The following is a 16917-nucleotide window of genomic DNA, read 5'->3' as shown; positions in this document are numbered from 1 at the left end:
GCGACCTCAGTCGCCCTTGTTGATTAATTGACTCGCCGATGATCAGCTGCGTTTGCTGAGCTTGGCCAGGTCCGCCGTGATGTTGGCAGCCTCGACCAGATACTCGTCGGGGGCCTCGAAATCGGCAGGCAGTTCATCCAGACTCTTCACCGCCGGCTTGCCGAGACGGGCAAGGCGCTCGTTGGTGCGTTTGAGAGCCTTCTCGTCCTGCTTGGCCTGATCCGCCAGACGCTCCGCCTCGTTGAGGGAGACCGACTTCTTGTCTTTCTCCTCCTTGTAGTCGGCAATGTCCTGCATCACGTAGGCAAACTCCGGATCCTTGTTGATCCGCGCCTCGTGGGCAGACTGCAGCTTGGGCAGCAGGCTGGCGAAGTTGCCGAGCTTGTCGTACTTGGCCGATGCAATCTTGTCCCACGGCAAGGCGTTGAACTCACGGCTCTCGCCCGTCTCTTCCGGCGCCACCGCAGTCGGGAAGCTGATGTCCGGGGCGACACCCTTGTTCTGGGTGCTGCCACCGTTGATCCGGTAGAACTTGGCGATGGTGTACTGCACGTGACCGAGCGGCTGCTCGTAGAAGTCGTACACCTTGGCGAGGCTGCGATGCTGCTGCACCGTGCCCTTGCCGAACGAGTTCTCGCCGAGGATCAGGGCGCGGCCGTAATCCTGCATGGCGGCGGCGAAGATCTCGGAGGCCGAGGCGCTGTATCGGTCGATCATCACCGACATGGGGCCGCCGTAGTAGACGTTGCCGTCGTCGTCACCGTTGACGGTGATGCGGCCCATGTGATCCCGGATCTGCACCACGGGTCCGCTGGCAAAGAACAGGCCGCTCAGGGCAGAGGCTTCGGTCAGCGCACCGCCGCCGTTGCCACGCAGATCGACGATGAGGCCATCGATCTTCTGCTTGTTGAGGCTGGAGAGCTCCTTGATCACGTCATCGTGCAGGTTGACGTAGAAACTCGGGATCTCGAGCACCCCGATCTTCTTGCCTTCGGCGGTGATCACCTTGGACTTGGCGGCTCGGTCTTCCAGACGCACCTTGTCGCGCACCAGCTCGATCTGCTCGGTCTTGGCGGCGGCACCCTTGCCACGCTGGATCTCCAGCTTCACCTTGCTGCCTTTTGGTCCCTTGATGAGTTCGACCACGTCATCGAGACGCCAGCCGATCACATCGACAATCTTGCCGTCGTCCTGCCCTACCCCGACAATTTTGTCATCAGGCTTGAGGTGATTGGACTTGGCAGCCGGACCACCGGGCACCAGGGAGCGAATGACGGTAAAGTCATCCTCGGCCTGCAGCACGGCACCAATCCCCTCCAGCGAAAGGTTCATCTCGGTGTTGAAACGATCGGCGCTGCGCGGAGACAGATAGCTGGTGTGTGGTTCGATGGCGCGGGCGAAGGAGTTCATGAAGAGCTGGAACACGTCCTCGCTCTCGGTCTGGGACATCCGCTTGATGGCGTTGTTGTAACGCTTGCCAAGCAGTTCCTTGATCTCGGGCCACTCCTTGCCGCTGAGCTTGAGGCTCAGGGCATCGAACTTGACCCGCTGGCGCCATAACTCGTTGAGTTCGGCTTCGTCTTTCGGCCAGGCCGCCCCTTCCCGATCAAAGATGTAGTTGTCGGGCTGGGTAAAATCGAAAGGAGTATCGAGCAGTTTGAGGGCGTATTCGAACCGCTCATAACGCCGCTGCTGACTCAGATTGAACATCTCGTAAGCCGGCGCCAGCCGCCCTCTCTCGAGGTCGGTGTCAAAACCGGTACGGTACTTTTCAAAGCGGCTGATATCAGAGGCCAGAAACAGGTTGCGGCTGTAGTCCAGATTCTCCAGATACTTGTCAAAGATCACGGAGGAAAAGGCATCGTCCAGCTTGAACTGCTTGTAATGCGAGCGGGTAAACAGATTGGCAATTCGCTTGCTAGCCGTAGCATGTTGGCTCTCCTGAGCCAACACAGGCAAATCACTTTCCTTGAGCACCGGCTCGATGGCCTGTGCAAGCCCGGCAAGCGCCAGGCTACAGGCAACGAGGGAAAAACGAATTACGCCATGCTTCAACATTTGTCTCCTTAGAGAACCAGGTGCTCGAATTTGACCCGCAGCATCATGCCGGTCTGCAATTGAACCTGAACGTCATCCTTGGTCACTTCCTTGATGGTGGCCGGCACCGGAGACTTGCCCAGCACAACCCGGACGCCCTGATCCACTTTCAGGGTAGCGGCATCCACTTTGACCAGCGGTGCTTCGACAGCAGCGGGAACAGCCTTGGGAGCGGCTTTCGGCTTGTCGGATTTGGCGGCAGCATCGGCCTTGCGCGGGGCAGGACGACGTGGCTGCTTGGCCTTCTCTTCCTTGGTGTTGGTACGACGGCTGGCAAAGACACGCTCTTTGCTCTCTTTGAGGGCTTGCTTGGCATGCTCGATGTGCTCTTCGGTGAGCAGCTCGCCCGGATTGCCGTCCAGATCGACACGGGCCTGACCGGCCTTGAGGCCATGCAGGTAACGCCAGCTGGAGGTGTATTGACGCAGAGCAGAACGCAGCATGGTCTTGGAGACTCTGGCGTCGTCAGCAAGACGCTCGGCCAAATCCTGGAAGATGCCAATCTTGAGCGGCTTGGCCTCTCCTTCAGCGATGAAGCAGGCCGGGAATTTCTCGACCAGGTAGGCAACGATCTCTTTACTGTTCTTCAGCTTCTCAGTGTTTTCCATGTATAACCTTGGCTTTCATATAAACGCGCGGGCACACCCGAGCACAACAAAGGCCCCATTATAGAGAGCTTGGGGCCTTTTGCGAACCATCAAGCAATGACTTAGAGCATGCTTTCCAAAATTTGCACCGTTTCTTCCAGTCCAATCCGATCTTGCGCATCAAAGCGGTTAAAGATTGGACTATCGATATCCAGTACGCCAATGATCTCGCTACCACGCCGCAGCGGGATCACGATTTCGGCATTGCTGGCACCGTCGCAGGCGATGTGACCTTCAAACTGGTGCACGTCGTCGATGAGCTGGGTCTTGCCCTCGGCCACCGCCGTACCACATACCCCGCGCCCGACCGGAATGCGCACGCAGGCCGGCTTGCCCTGGAACGGGCCGAGCACCAGGGTCTCGCCCTGCAACAGGTAAAAGCCGACCCAGTTGATGTCGACCAGCTCCTGGTTTAGCAGTGCAGACAGGTTGGCCAGGTTGGCGATGAGATCCGGTTCCCCTTCCAGCAATGCCTGGGCCTGCTGGTTGAGGGTGCGATAAAATGCTTGTTTTTCAATCATGATTAAATGAACTTCACTCCCTGACAATCAGTGCAAGGTAACGCCCCGCCTGAAAAATTCAAATCAATTTTCACCTCACCCCCCATCCTTTCTTCAATCAGGCGAGGCATTTAGCGGGCGACGGAGAGCGCCAGTTGCTGGCGCTGGCCATTGCTCCACTCGATATTGAGCAGCCAGACCATCAGCGGCGAGGTGCAGGATCCCACCAGGGTAGTCCCCTGCCAGCCCTGCTCGGTGGCCTCAAAGTTGACCGGAATGGTCCCCATGAACATGTCCCGCCCCTCCAGCCACGCTTTTACCGGCGTCACGGCCGGCTCGCCGCCCTGAAGCTGTATCACAAAGTCACGTTCGGCCTGCACCGGCAGCGAGGCAACACGCACGGTCAACGGCTTGTCGCCCAGCCGGGTGTTGCAGCTGGTGTGGGACAGATCACAAATCTGATCTTTTTCTGATCCCGCCACCGCGGTCTGCGCGTTGCCGAACCAGGTTCGATAGGCAACCAATCCGAGCAAAATGGCCAATACGATCGCCAAATGGACAATTTTGCGTGAAGTGAGTCTCTCTTTCATGAAAAAACAGCCTTGTAAGATGTCTGAAAAATGACATTTTCGTGATCTCGCGCAAGGTAAATAATTGAACAGGCGAGACCCAACGGAGCCAAATATATCACTGTTTATACTGTTATTTTACCTGTCAGTTCAGTATCATTCCCATTGAATTTTCATTTAGCTACTTTTTGCTTTTCCTTTTATTAACAGTTGTTAACAAGAGAAAAAGCAGTAGCCAATGAAGTCGGTCCACGTCACTGGACACAAAATCAAACAACAGCAGCATCGGAAGCGGAATACAACGATGAGCCATACAACTAACCATCCTGAGTACAACTACACCGTTGTTCGCCAGTTCACCATCATGACGATTGTCTGGGGAATTGTCGGCATGTCGGTTGGCGTACTGATCGCAGCCCAGTTGATCTGGCCTGCCCTCAACTTTGATACTCCCTGGCTGACTTACAGTCGCCTTCGCCCTCTGCACACCAACGCGGTGATCTTCGCGTTTGGCTGTAGCGCCCTGATGGCGACCTCCTTCTATGTGGTGCAACGCACCTGTCAAACCCGACTGTTCGGCGGCAAACTTGCCTCCTTCGTGTTCTGGGGCTGGCAGGCGATCATCCTCTCGGCCGCCATTTCGCTGCCGCTGGGATACACCACCTCCAAGGAGTACGCAGAGCTGGAATGGCCGATTGATATCGCCATCACCATCGTCTGGGTCGCCTATGCCGTGGTCTTCTTCGGCACCCTGGTCAAGCGCACCACCTCCCACATATATGTGGCGAACTGGTTCTTCGGTGCCTTCATCATCACGGTGGCCGTGCTGCACATCGTCAACAACATGGAAGTGCCGCTCTCCGGCATGAAGTCCTACTCCATGTACTCCGGCGCCATGGATGCCATGGTGCAGTGGTGGTATGGCCACAACGCGGTAGGCTTCCTGCTGACCGCCGGCTTCCTCGGCATGATGTACTACTTCGTACCGAAACAGGCGGGTCGTCCGGTCTACTCCTACCGTCTCTCCATCGTGCACTTCTGGGCGCTGATCTCCCTCTACATCTGGGCCGGTCCGCACCACCTGCACTATACCGCGCTGCCTGACTGGGCCCAGTCGCTGGGCATGGTGATGTCCCTGATCCTGTTCGTACCCTCCTGGGGCGGCATGATCAACGGCATCATGACCCTCTCCGGTGCCTGGCACAAACTGCGTTACGACCCCATTCTGCGCTTCCTGATCGTGTCCCTGTCGTTCTACGGCATGTCCACCTTCGAAGGCCCGATGATGGCGATCAAGACCGTCAACGCCCTCTCCCACTACACCGACTGGACCATCGGTCACGTCCACTCCGGCGCACTGGGCTGGGTTGCCATGGTCTCCATCGGTGCCGTGTACCACCTGATCCCGAACCTGTTCGGCCAGGGCCGCATGTACAGCATCAAGCTCATCAACGTCCACTTCTGGCTGGCCACCGTGGGCACCGTGCTCTACATCGTCGCCATGTGGATTTCCGGGGTGATGCAGGGTCTGATGTGGCGTGCGGTCAACGACGACGGCACCCTGACCTACAGCTTCGTAGAAGCGTTGCAGGCCTCTTATCCCTTCTACTTTGTGCGCTTCCTGGGTGGCTGCTTCTTTGTCACCGGCATGTTGCTGATGGCCTACAACGCCTATCGCACCATCACTGCGCCCAAAGGTTCCCTGGAACCTGTCGCACAGCCAGCATGATTGAAGAGGTCAAAGCATGAGCAACAATAACCGTCACGAGATCTTTGAAAAGAGCGTTCCCATGCTGGTGGTCGGCATCATATTTGCCATCAGCCTGGGGGGCCTGGTCGAAATCACCCCGCTGTTCTTCCAGAAGCAGACCACTGAGCCGGTCGAGGGCCTCAAGCCCTATACCGCTCTGCAAATGGAAGGACGCGACATCTTCATCCGCGAAGGCTGCACCGTCTGCCACAGCCAGATGATCCGTCCGTTCCGCGCCGAAACCGAGCGTTACGGCCACTACTCGGTCGCCGGCGAAAGCGTGTGGGAGCACCCCTTCCTGTGGGGCTCCAAGCGTACCGGTCCGGATCTGGCCCGAGTCGGCGGTCGTTATTCCGACGACTGGCACCGTGCCCACCTGATCAACCCGCGCGACGTGGTGCCCGAGTCCAACATGCCCGCCTTCCCCTGGCTCGATACCAACGTGCTGACCGGTGAACTGACTGGCAAGAAGCTGGCCCTGTTCCGCGATCACTTCGGCGTACCCTACACGGATGCCGACATTCAGGGGGCCGGCGAGGCCGTGAAGGGCAAGACCGAGCTGGATGCGCTGGTAGCCTATCTGCAATCACTGGGTCATGCCCTGAAATAAAGGAGTCAGGATATGGATTACGGCACATTTCGCGGCCTGTATACCCTGCTGTTGATGGCCATCATGATCGGCATCATCGTCTGGGCCTACAGCAAGCGCCGCAAGACCTCCTTCGACGAGGCTGCCAATCTGGTTTTTGCCGACGACGAGCAACCCAGTGCTGATAACAAGAACGCAGGAGCGAAACAATAATGAGCACTTTGTTTAGCATTTTTGTCACCGTCATCAGTCTGGGGACCATCCTCGGCTGCTTCTTGCTGCTGGTCTGGTGCCTGCGCGACAAGATGGGGGTGGAAGAGGGCAAGTCCATGGGACACGCCTTCGACGGCATCGAAGAGATCAACAACCCGCTGCCGAAGTGGTGGACCTACATGTTCCTCTTCTTCATCGTCACCGGTCTGGTCTATCTGATTGCCTTCCCGGGCCTTGGCAACTTCAAGGGCGTGCTGGGCTGGCAGAGCTCCAACCAGGACGTACGCTCGCTGGCCGAGTCCAAGGCTGCGGCGGCCTCCGCCAAGGCCGAAGGGCGCGCGGTGGAATACGATCGCGAGCTCATCAAGGCCGACGAGATCTACGGCGCCAAGTTCCGCGAGCTGGCCTATCAGGCCGATGGCAAGACCTATCGCGCCATCGAAGAGATCGCCGCCGATCCGGAAGCCCGCAAGGTGGGTCAGCGTCTGTTCCTGCAGAACTGCTCCCAGTGCCACGGCTCCGATGCCCGCGGTGGTCGCGGTTTCCCGAACCTGACCGACAGCGAATGGCAATGGGGCGGTGCGCCCGACCAGATCAAGACCACCATCATGGGCGGTCGTCAGGGCGTGATGGCCGCCTGGGGCGAGATCCTCGGCAAGGACGGGGTGAAGGAAGTGGCCTCCTACGTGCTGAGCCTCTCCGGTCGCAAGGTGGACATGGTGGAAGCCAAGAAGGGTGAAGCGCGCTTCACCATCTGCGCCGCCTGTCACGGTCCGGACGCCAAGGGCGGCATCGCCTTCGGGGCGCCAGATCTCACCAACAACACCTGGCTCTACGGCGGTTCCCGTCAGGTGGTCGAGCAGACCATCACCCACGGTCGTCACGGCGTGATGCCGGCCTGGAAGGATATTCTGGGTGAAGACAAGGTGCACCTGCTCGCCTCCTACGTTTACAGCTTGTCCCACAACGACCAGCAAAATAAGCAGTAACATGTGATAAACACGTGATTACTCAGCAAAAAGCCTCGACTCTTCGAGGCTTTTTGTTATCTTGTGTTGACTGAAATTCCTCTGTTTCGTTAATCACTGGTTTCACGGTAGTAGCACTATGTCCCAACCCTGGTATCGCCAATTCTGGCCCTGGTTCATCATCGCCCTCCCGACCGCAGCCGTGATCGGCAGCATCAGCACGGCGATCATCGCCAGCAAGGATGGCGTCAACCTGGTGGCCGAAGACTATTACAAGCAAGGCAAAGAGATTAATCAGGATCTCAGCAAGTTTGATCGCTCCGAAGCCCTCAACATCCACATCGCGCTGGAGGTCAACGGCAACGAGCTGACCCTCAAGCCGCTGTCGGGCGATATCCCGGCCGGCCAGGCGCTCTACCTCTCCCTGTTTCACCCCACCCTCGCCGGCATGGACAGCGAGCACATGGTGACCGCCGACGGCAACGGCGTCTATCGCCTGCTGCTCGACAAGCCGCTCACCGGCAAGTGGCACGTGCGGGTGGATGCCTTCAACCACGAATGGCGGCTGCAAGAGACTGTCCAGCTCCCCACCAAGGCCCCCGTCGAACTCGATCCCAAAGGACGCTGAGTCATGAGCCGTCCTGTTCACCATGACGCGCCGGCAGTGACCGGCGCTTCACTGTTTCTGCCGACAGGCCAGGCGGCCTGCGGCCAGCTGTCATGAGCGGCTGCTTTCACTGTGGTGAGCCGGTGCCCGCCGGCAGCCGCTATGCCCTCGAGATAAAAGGCATAGTCCAGCCCATGTGCTGCCCCGGTTGTCAAGCGGTGGCGGAAACCATTCTGGAGTGCGGCCTGGCCAGCTACTACGAGCACCGCACCGCCCCCGGCACCAAGGGTGAACTGGTGCCCGCAGAGCTCGCCGCCCTCACCCACTATGATCTGGCCGAAGTGCAGCAGGATTTTGTCACCGACAGCGCCACCGGCAGCCACAAGGTGCGCGAGATCCAGCTGACGGTGGAAGGCTTGACCTGCGCCGCCTGTGCCTGGCTCATCGAACGCCATCTGGGCAACCTGGCCGGGCTGCACTACATCAACGTCAACACCACCACCCACCGGGCCCGCATCAAGTGGGATCCGGACCGGCTCTCTTTGAGCGACATCCTCAAGGGCTTTGCCAAGATTGGCTATCGCGCCTACCCCTTCCAGACTCACCAGCAGGAAGCGCTCTATGCCAAAGAGGTGCGCAGCTACATGTTCCGGCTGGCACTGGCGGGGCTCGGCTCCATGCAGGTGATGATGTGCGCGGTGGCGCTCTACATGGACCTCTTCATCAGTGTCGAAGAGGAGTTCATGGTCTACTTCAAGTGGATAAGTCTGATGCTCTCCACCCCCATCATGATCTATTCGGCCCAGCCCTTCTACGTGGGCGCCTGGCGCAGCCTCAGGCAGGGGCACCTCTCCATGGACGTGTCGGTGTCGCTGGCGCTGATCGGTGCCTTCGTCGCCTCCATGTGGGCCACCGTGTTCAACACCGGCGAGGTCTATTACGACTCCATCACCATGTTCGTCTTCTTCCTGCTGCTGGGGCGTTTCCTCGAGCTGCGGGCCAGACGCAAAGCCTCCGAGTCGAGCTCCAACCTGGCGCGACTGGTGCCCATCATGGCCACCCGGCTCGATGAGGAGGGTGAACACGAGGTGGCAGCCAAGACGCTGCAGGTGGGCGACCGGGTGCGGGTACTGGCGGGGGCCACCCTGCCGGCAGACGGCATCATCCTGCTTGGGCAGGCCAGCCTCAACGAATCCATGCTGACCGGCGAACAGCTGCCGCTGCTCAAACAGACGGGGGATGCCGTCTATGCCGGCACCATCAACACCGACGCCCCCCTCGAGATCCGGGTCAGCCATCGCATCGAAGAGTCGCGCCTGGCCCAGATCATGCGGCTGCAGGATCACGCGCTGGACGAAAAACCAGCCATCGCCCAGATGGCGGACGTGCTCTCCCGCCACTTCATTCTGGTGCTGCTGTTCATCGCCGCAGGCGTCTGGACCTTCTGGCACTTCCATCAGCCGGAGCAGGCCTTCTGGGTCACCCTGGCGGTGCTGGTGGCCACCTGCCCCTGCGCCCTGTCGCTGGCCACCCCCACCGCGCTCACCTCGGCCACCGCCCGCCTGACCCGTGCCGGCATCCTGCTGCGCCGCGGCCACGTGCTGGACGTGCTGACTCGGGCCAACCGCATCGTGATGGACAAGACCGGCACCCTGACCACGGGCAACATCAGCCTGACCAGCACGGAGGCCCTGGGCAATCTCGACGCGGCGCGCTGCCTTGCCATCGCCCGCGCCCTGGAGGCCTATTCCGAACACCCCATCGCCCGCGCCTTTCGCAGCAACGCCGCAGAGGACGCAGTGCTGCTGGCGGCCAGCAAGGTGACCCCCGTCATCGGACACGGTATCGAGGGGGTGATCGACGGTCGCCACTATCGGCTCGGCAGTGCCCGCTGGCTCGGCATCAGCGATGCCCACGAAACGCAAGCGGACGGGCTGGTCATCTATCTGGCTGACGAGGATCAGGCGCTCGCCCGTTTCCTGCTGACCGACACCCTGCGCCCCGATGCGAAGGCGCTGATCCAGGCCTTCAAGGCGGCCGGCCTCAAGACCACCATCCTCACCGGCGACAGCTCGGCCCAGGCCGACGAGGTGGCCCGCGAGCTGGGGGTCGATGAGCTGGTCAAGGGCGTCACGCCGGATGGCAAGCTGGCCTATCTCAAGGAACACGAGGCCCGCGGCGACATCAGCATCATGGTGGGTGATGGCATCAACGACGCCCCTGTGCTGGCCGGCGCCCACGCCTCCTTCGCCATGGCCGGCGGCACCGATCTGGCCAAGAACAGCGCCGATGCCATCTTGCTGGCCGACGATCTCTCCCGCCTGCTGGATGCCCGCGCCCTGGCGCTGCGCACCCGCAAGATTATCAAGGAAAACTTCGCCTGGTCCATCGGTTACAACCTGCTGGTGCTGCCGCTGGCGGCGAGCGGCTGGCTGCCCCCCTACGTGGCGGCGGCGGGCATGTCATTGAGCTCCCTCATCGTGGTCACCAACTCCATGCGGCTCAACCGCTGAGCCGTGGCCACAGGGACAGACAGGGTGAAGGGAGCGGGCTCCGGTCAGGTTCCCTTCACCATCGAATCGACGGGTCTGCGGGCACCAACGGGTGTACCATGACCCCTTTCATTGCAAGGCTTGCTGCATGAACATCATCTTCGTCCTCATCCCCATCGCCATCCTCTTCGTCATCATCGCCGGCGCCGTCTTCTTCTGGGCCATTCGCTCCGAGCAGTTTGAAGATCTCGACCGCCAGGGCTCCAATATCCTGTTCGATGAAGAGCAACCCGCCCCCAAACACGTCGAGCATGAGCACAAAGATGACGGCCACCCTTGATCTGCTGGGCGCCCTGCTGGTGGGACTGGCTGGCGCCGGCCACTGCATCGGCATGTGCGGCGGTGTCTCCGCCGCCCTCTCCATGGCCATTCCTGCCGAGAAGCAGCACTTCTGGGGCCGGCTCGGTTACCTGCTCAACTACAACCTCGGCCGAATCTTAAGCTATGTGATTGCTGGTGCCTTGGTCGGAGGGCTGCTGGCCACCACCAGTGAACTCGGCGCGGGCAAGCACGCCATCGCCGGCCTGCGGCTGGTGGCGGCCTTTTTGATGATTGCTCTCGGGCTCTATCTCGCCGGCTGGTGGCAGGGGGTGTTGCTGCTCGAGCGCATTGGCGCGAAGCTGTGGCATCGCCTCAAGCCGCTGGCGGGCAAGTTCATCCCCTTCACTTCCGCCTGGCAGGCACTGCCGTTTGGCATGGTGTGGGGCTGGCTCCCCTGCGGGCTGGTCTACTCCATGCTGACCTGGAGCGCAGCAGCGGGATCCGCCGGCGGTGGAGCGCTAGTCATGCTCTTTTTCGGCCTCGGCACCCTGCCGACCCTGTTTGCGCTGGGGGGACTGGCGGATCGGCTGCGCTACTGGCTGACCCTGCGCAGTTTGCGCCTTGGTGGCGCCCTGCTGCTCATCGCATACGGGCTGCATACCCTCTGGATCGGGATTGCGTCCTTTTGAAACCCTATCCAAAACGGATGAGTTGATGGTAAACTTGTTTGATATAAATCAATTATTCGTATGAGCCTATGATCCCGGAAAAGAAACCTGGCAGACGTATTCAGAGCGGTGGCTGTGCAATTCATTGCCAGGATTGCAGCATCAGCCAGCTCTGCATTCCCTTCACTCTGAACGACAACGAGCTCGATCAGCTTGACAGCATCATCGAGCGCAAGAAGCCGATCCAGAAGGGTGAAGAGTTGTTCAAGGCCGGCGATGAGCTCAAATCGCTCTACGCCATCCGTTCCGGGACCATCAAGTCATACACCATCACCGAGCAGGGTGACGAGCAGATCACTGCCTTCCACCTGGCTGGCGATCTGGTCGGCTTTGACGCCATCCACAAGCAGGCGCACCCCTCCTTCGCCCAGGCGCTGGAAACCGCCATGGTGTGCGAGATCCCGTTCGACGTGCTCGACGATCTCTCCGGCAAGATGCCGAAGCTGCGCCAGCAGATCATGCGATTGATGAGCAACGAGATCATGGGCGACCAGGAGATGATCCTGCTGCTCTCCAAGAAGAATGCCGAAGAGCGCCTCGCCGCCTTCCTGCACAACCTGTCGGTGCGCTTCTCCGAGCGTGGTTTCTCCGCCAAGGAGTTCCGCCTCTCCATGACCCGCGGCGACATCGGCAACTACCTCGGCCTCACCGTCGAGACCATCAGCCGCCTGCTGGGCCGCTTCCAGAAGTCCGGTCTCATCAGCGTCAAGGGCAAATACATTACCGTACTGGATCACGTCGCCCTCGGCGTCATGGCCGGTGCAACCCGCCCCCCCTGCGGTTAAGCTTCCTCTCTCTGGTGCCGGATCGGTTTACCCCGAAATTTGATCCGGCACACGTCCCCCCTTCTCCTCCTGAGCTAAGCTGTAATGGCTAAAGGTCTGCTATCATTGGTATTTTTGCCAAGGAGGAGGAGAACATGGTCAAGTACCGAAAAATTCTGGTGGTCATCAACCCGGAAGAAGAGCGGCAAATCGCCCTCGAACGTGCGGTCAAGGTAGCCGAGCTGGATGAAGGCGCCCAACTGACCCTGTTGCTCACCATTTACGACTTCTCGTATGAAATGACCGCCATGCTGTCGGTGGATGAGCGGGAAGAGATGCGCCACGGGGTGATTGCCCAGCGCCGCGAATGGCTCGACGACATTCTCAAACCCTACCGCGCCCGTGGACTGGATTGCGAGATCAAGGTGGTCTGGCACAACCGTCCCTTCGAATGCATCATTCAGGAAGTGCTGGAGCAGCGCCACGATCTGGTGGTCAAAGCCACTCACCACCACTCCTTCCTGCAAACCTTCATCTTCACCCCCACCGACTGGCATCTGCTGCGCAAGTGCCCCTGCCCCGTGCTGCTGGTGAAAGAGGGTCATTGGCAGCGGGGTGGCAACATCATCGCCGCCATCAATTGCTCCAGCGACGATCAGGATCAGAAGCTGCTTAACGAACGGATCACCGAAGAGGGGATCGCCATCGCCGAGCTGCTCGGCTCCAACCTCTATCTGGTCAACACCTACCCGGGCACCCCGGTCAACGTGGCCATCGAGCTGCCGGAGTTTGACCCCAACGCCTACAACGACGCCATTCGCAAACACCACGAGAGCCTGCTGCTGAGCCACGCCGACAAGTACGGCATCGGCCATCTCTGGACCCGGGTGGCGGAAGGCCTGCCCGAAGAGGTGCTGCCCGATCTCGCCGGCGAACTGCAGGCCACCCTGATGATCATGGGGTGCGTCGGTCGCACCGGGCTCTCCGCCGCCCTGCTCGGCAACACCGCCGAACACGTGGTGGATCGCCTCGCCTGCGACATGCTGATCCTCAAGCCCGCCGATTACAGCTGCCCGGTCGATAGCCGCCGTCCAGCATAAGCCTTTCTTGCCCTCCCCCGGGACATGGCTATAATAAGCCGCTTATTTTTGTCCCGGGTTTCAGGTCATGCTAGAAGAGCTTAACGCCAAAGAAAAATACAGTTTCAACAAACTGCAGAAGCGCCTGCGGCGCAACGTAGGTCAGGCCATCGCCGACTTCAACATGATTGAAGAGGGTGACAAGGTCATGGTGTGCCTGTCCGGCGGCAAGGACAGCTTCGCCATGCTCGACATTCTGATGAGCCTGAAGGCCAGCGCCCCCATCCACTTCGATCTGGTGGCGGTCAACCTGGATCAGAAGCAGCCCGGCTTCCCCGAGCATGTGCTGCCCGAATACCTGACCACCCTCGGCATCGACTTCAAGATCGTCGAAGAAGATACCTACGCCATCGTCAAGGAGAAGGTGCCGGAGGGCAAGACCACCTGCGCACTCTGCTCCCGCCTGCGCCGCGGCATTCTCTACCGCACCGCCCAGGAGCTGGGCTGCACCAAGATTGCCCTTGGCCACCACCGCGATGACATCCTCGAGACCCTGTTCCTCAACATGTTCTACGGCGGCAAGCTCAAGTCCATGCCGCCCAAGTTGGTGAGCGACGATGGCAAGAACGTGGTGATCCGCCCGCTCGCCTACTGCAAGGAGAAGGACCTGGTGCGCTATGCCGAGGTCAAGGCCTTCCCCATCATCCCGTGCAACCTGTGCGGCTCTCAGGAGAACCTGCAGCGCCAGGCCATCAAGCAGATGATGCAGGAGTGGGATCGCCGCTTCCCGGGTCGTCTCGAGACCATGTTCACCGCCATTCAGGACGTGATCCCGAGCCACCTGCTCGATCACAAGCTGTTTGACTTCAAGAGCATCAACCGCGACTCCGGCATCATCGACGGCGGCGACAAGGCGTTTGATCCGCCCGAGCTGCCCAAGGCACCGCTGCTGGACATCGACGAGATGGACATGCTGGACGTGATTGAGGTGCGCTAAGCCCACTTCAACCATAAAAAAGGAGCGCCTGGCGCTCCTTTTTCATTTTTATGCCGGCCACCCTCAGTGACAGCTCAAGATGGGCTAGCCCTTGTGCAGCCAGGGGGTCAGCCGCAGGATCTCCCCCTGCAGCTGCAGCTTGCCCTCGGCAAACTCCGCCAGCTGGGCGTTGCTCAGCAGCAGTTGCCCCTCCTGCCAGGGCAGCGGCAGCTGGCGAGCACCATCGATGAGGTAGGCGGTGCCGCTTGGCGGCACCAGGCTGACCCTCACCCCCGTCATCTCGGGCAGGAAATATTTGCCAACCATGCCGGCCAGCTTCTCCAGCAGGCTCTGCATGTCGTGCTGGCGGCCCGTCAGCTCGCTCACCTTGAGCTCCCACCGACTGTCTGCCGGCGGCGGCACATCCGCCATCACCTGTACCGACAGATCGCAGGCCTCGTGAGGCTCGGTGAGTCCCACCACCACGGTCGCCTTGTCGAGATTCAAGTCATCGTCATAGGGCAGCCGCAATTCGCTGTCGACGGTCACCTCGGCCGCCACGTCCCGATCCAGGGTCGAGACCCGGGCCGAAGTGAGCAGGCAGCGCCGGCCATTTTGCTGATCGGTCAGATAAAAACCCAGCCTGGCGTGACCAAACTCCCCTTTGGCGAAGGTCTTCATCTGGCTGTAGAAGGTGCCGTACTGCAGCTCAAGGGAGGGCTGGGCCACTGCCAGCATGGGCGCCATCAGCAGCGCGGCCGCCATCCCGTATCGATTGTTCATATGCCATCCTTTTGCATCACGCATCTGTACGCGCCGCTATCTGTTGCTGTTGTCTGACGCCCTGCATGCCGTCAGGCGTTGAAATGATCGGGGCCCTGGCTCACCTCGGTCACTTCGACCGCCACCCCGCACAGATCCCGGTAGAGGATCCCCTTGCAGTTGAAATAGAGCGGTGCCACCCAGATAAGTCCGAGCCCCATGGGGATCAGCGCCAGGAAGAACAGCGCCATCATGACCCCGTGCAGCAGCACTATGCTGGGCCAGCCGCGGGCAAACAGGCGCAGGGAGACCAGGATAGCCTGCACCGGCGACAGGCCGCGCTCCAGCACCAGCGGCACGGTAAACACCAGCCCCATGCCGATCAGGGCCGACGGAATGAAGGCCAGCATCACCGGCAGACCCAGCAGTTCGAACAGCGGGCCAAACAGGCTGGTGATGAGGCTGCCGAGCAGGCTCAGGCTGCCAAGGCGCAGGAAGTGGCGAAAGAAGTCGAATACCTGGCTCGGCCGGGCACGCACCCCCACCGACTGCTGCAACCCCAGCATGTCGAGGGAGGAGGTCATGGGCGACATGATGATGGTGATGAGCAGGCTCAGCACCAGGGCCACGTCCATCCCCCCTTCCTGATTGACATAGGGGGCGAGCAGGGTGTTGCTCAGCAGCATCCAGATGGCTGTCACCCCGACGATGGCCAGCAGCAGGCCGAATCCGGTGCGCCGTGTCTGTTGCCAGCTCTCCTGCAATACCCCCTTGAGGTCGAGACGATATCCCTGGCTCAGGGACTGTTCGAGGGAACCACCTATCCGCATTTTGTTACTCAATTGACTATCCAACATCCGAAAAACTGCTATTCAGGGAGCACATTATAGCGATTTGACCCGGCATGCGTAGCCGTTTTTCCCGCACGTCTGCGCTCAAAAAGCCTTTGATTTCATCAGCCCCCATAGTCCAGGCCAGGATCCCCTCCTTGGCCGACGCCAACCAGGGGCGTAGGATGCCAGGCGACAGTGCGGATTTTTCGCGCGTCCCGCCCTACCCGGGATCACAGGGGAACGCGCTTCACAAGGAGATGTTCATGTCTGATTTGACCCTCTATCTTGCGCCCGGTACCTGCGCCATGGCCGTGCGTATCGCCCTCACCGAAGCCGGTACCCCTCACCGGATCAAGCAGCTGGATCTGGCGGCCGGCGAGCAGCGCTCCGCTGCCTATCTCGCCATCAACCCCAAAGGCCGAGTGCCGGCGCTGGTGACCGAGCGGGGCGTGCTCACCGAGACGCAGGCCTTGCTGCTCTATGTGGCGCAGCGTTTTCCCGATACCGGGCTGGCGCCGCTGGACGACCCCTTTCTGCTGGCCAGGATGCAGGAGGTGCACGGCTTTCTCGCCGCCACCGTGCACGTCGCCCATGCTCACGGCCGGCGCGGCAGCCGCTGGGCCGATGATCCGCAGGCCATCGCCGCCATGCAGGCCAAGGTGCCACACAACATGCGCGAGGGCTTTGCCGAGATTGAACGTCATTATCTGGCCGGCCCCTGGGTGCTGGGGGAGCAGTTCAGCCTGGCCGACATCTACCTGTTCGTGGTGGCGAGCTGGCTCGAGGGCGACGGGGTGGCCATCAGCGAGTTTCCCAAGGTAGCGGAACACTATCGGCGCATGCTGGCACGCCCCGGCGTGCAGCAAGGGCTCGCCCTTTAATCCTCTCGTTGCAGGTGCCAGTGCTCTTCTGGCACCTGTTTTTCCCCGTTCTCCCCTCGCCATTGAGATCGTTTTCACATTTCTGCCATCTCTTGGTGGATCAAAATCGCCTGAGCGCCTATCTTCCACCTCATGACGCAA

At 60.4% G+C, this 16917-nt stretch carries 18 protein-coding genes; 12 read left to right on the top strand and 6 right to left on the bottom strand.

What is annotated here, in order from left to right; all coding sequences use genetic code 11:
- Positions 1-42: 42 nt before the first annotated feature.
- From prc to OKC29_RS02255, 4 genes are all read right to left on the bottom strand, one after another.
- On the bottom strand, positions 43-2058 hold the full coding sequence (prc, locus tag OKC29_RS02270) for a carboxy terminal-processing peptidase (RefSeq protein WP_016350681.1): 2016 nt from the start codon (positions 2056-2058) through the stop codon (positions 43-45).
- Between the two features lie 8 nt (positions 2059-2066).
- Positions 2067-2705, bottom strand: a complete 639-nt coding sequence (gene proQ / locus OKC29_RS02265; RefSeq protein WP_073350218.1) for an RNA chaperone ProQ — start codon at positions 2703-2705, stop codon at positions 2067-2069.
- 101 nt (positions 2706-2806) lie between these two features.
- Positions 2807-3265 (bottom strand): GAF domain-containing protein, encoded by a 459-nt coding sequence (locus OKC29_RS02260; RefSeq protein WP_073350216.1) that lies wholly within the window; start codon positions 3263-3265, stop codon positions 2807-2809.
- A 110-nt stretch (positions 3266-3375) separates the two neighbouring features.
- On the bottom strand, positions 3376-3834 hold the full coding sequence (locus tag OKC29_RS02255; protein ID WP_073350214.1) for a hypothetical protein: 459 nt from the start codon (positions 3832-3834) through the stop codon (positions 3376-3378).
- Between the two features lie 283 nt (positions 3835-4117).
- Here OKC29_RS02255 and ccoN point away from each other — a divergent pair, with 283 nt between their 5' ends.
- The 11 genes from ccoN to ttcA all read left to right on the top strand — a co-directional run bounded on the left by ccoN (position 4118) and on the right by ttcA (position 14321).
- Positions 4118-5542 carry a cytochrome-c oxidase, cbb3-type subunit I gene (gene ccoN, locus OKC29_RS02250; protein WP_016350679.1) on the top strand — a complete coding sequence of 475 codons (1425 nt, stop codon included), beginning with the start codon at positions 4118-4120 and terminating at the stop codon, positions 5540-5542.
- A 16-nt stretch (positions 5543-5558) separates the two neighbouring features.
- The gene (gene ccoO, locus OKC29_RS02245) at positions 5559-6173 is read left to right on the top strand and encodes a cytochrome-c oxidase, cbb3-type subunit II (protein WP_005300783.1); all 615 of its coding nucleotides are present in this window, start codon (positions 5559-5561) and stop codon (positions 6171-6173) included.
- 12 nt (positions 6174-6185) lie between these two features.
- Entirely contained in the window at positions 6186-6365 is a 180-nt protein-coding gene (locus tag OKC29_RS02240; protein WP_005300779.1) for a CcoQ/FixQ family Cbb3-type cytochrome c oxidase assembly chaperone, read from the top strand.
- Positions 6365-7354: a cytochrome-c oxidase, cbb3-type subunit III gene (ccoP, locus tag OKC29_RS02235; RefSeq protein ID WP_011706147.1), complete on the top strand. Its 990-nt coding sequence runs from the start codon at positions 6365-6367 to the stop codon at positions 7352-7354. The genes OKC29_RS02240 and ccoP overlap by 1 nt, the downstream gene beginning before the upstream one ends.
- A 118-nt stretch (positions 7355-7472) precedes the next feature.
- Entirely contained in the window at positions 7473-7961 is a 489-nt protein-coding gene (locus tag OKC29_RS02230; RefSeq protein ID WP_011706148.1) for a FixH family protein, read from the top strand.
- Positions 7962-8053: 92 nt separating this feature from the next.
- Positions 8054-10453, top strand: coding sequence for a heavy metal translocating P-type ATPase (locus OKC29_RS02225; protein WP_073350212.1), 2400 nt, complete (start codon positions 8054-8056; stop codon positions 10451-10453).
- A 127-nt stretch (positions 10454-10580) separates the two neighbouring features.
- Positions 10581-10772 carry a cbb3-type cytochrome oxidase assembly protein CcoS gene (gene ccoS / locus OKC29_RS02220; RefSeq protein WP_024945238.1) on the top strand — a complete coding sequence of 64 codons (192 nt, stop codon included), beginning with the start codon at positions 10581-10583 and terminating at the stop codon, positions 10770-10772.
- On the top strand, positions 10756-11442 hold the full coding sequence (locus tag OKC29_RS02215; RefSeq protein WP_073350210.1) for a sulfite exporter TauE/SafE family protein: 687 nt from the start codon (positions 10756-10758) through the stop codon (positions 11440-11442). The genes ccoS and OKC29_RS02215 overlap by 17 nt, the downstream gene beginning before the upstream one ends.
- Before the next feature lie 68 nt (positions 11443-11510).
- Positions 11511-12266 (top strand): FNR family transcription factor, encoded by a 756-nt coding sequence (locus OKC29_RS02210; protein ID WP_005300768.1) that lies wholly within the window; start codon positions 11511-11513, stop codon positions 12264-12266.
- 134 nt (positions 12267-12400) lie between these two features.
- Positions 12401-13345, top strand: coding sequence for a universal stress protein UspE (uspE, locus tag OKC29_RS02205; RefSeq protein ID WP_005300766.1), 945 nt, complete (start codon positions 12401-12403; stop codon positions 13343-13345).
- Positions 13346-13412: 67 nt separating this feature from the next.
- Positions 13413-14321: a tRNA 2-thiocytidine(32) synthetase TtcA gene (gene ttcA, locus OKC29_RS02200; RefSeq protein WP_011706151.1), complete on the top strand. Its 909-nt coding sequence runs from the start codon at positions 13413-13415 to the stop codon at positions 14319-14321.
- 84 nt (positions 14322-14405) lie between these two features.
- On the opposite strand, the gene OKC29_RS02195 is transcribed toward ttcA, so the two are convergent.
- Together OKC29_RS02195 and OKC29_RS02190 are read right to left on the bottom strand one after the other, a co-directional pair.
- On the bottom strand, positions 14406-15083 hold the full coding sequence (locus OKC29_RS02195; RefSeq protein ID WP_073350208.1) for a DUF2987 domain-containing protein: 678 nt from the start codon (positions 15081-15083) through the stop codon (positions 14406-14408).
- A 71-nt stretch (positions 15084-15154) separates the two neighbouring features.
- On the bottom strand, positions 15155-15892 hold the full coding sequence (locus OKC29_RS02190; RefSeq protein ID WP_029303065.1) for a hypothetical protein: 738 nt from the start codon (positions 15890-15892) through the stop codon (positions 15155-15157).
- Between the two features lie 266 nt (positions 15893-16158).
- Here OKC29_RS02190 and OKC29_RS02185 point away from each other — a divergent pair, with 266 nt between their 5' ends.
- Positions 16159-16776 (top strand): glutathione S-transferase family protein, encoded by a 618-nt coding sequence (locus OKC29_RS02185; RefSeq protein ID WP_073350206.1) that lies wholly within the window; start codon positions 16159-16161, stop codon positions 16774-16776.
- The last annotated feature ends 141 nt before the right edge of the window (positions 16777-16917 follow it).

It is taken from the genome of Aeromonas sp. QDB34, from assembly GCF_027705405.1.
Classification (GTDB): domain Bacteria; phylum Pseudomonadota; class Gammaproteobacteria; order Enterobacterales; family Aeromonadaceae; genus Aeromonas; species Aeromonas hydrophila.
The sequence above is the reverse complement of the archived record's forward strand: the minus strand, read 5'-3'. Positions and strand labels throughout refer to the sequence as shown.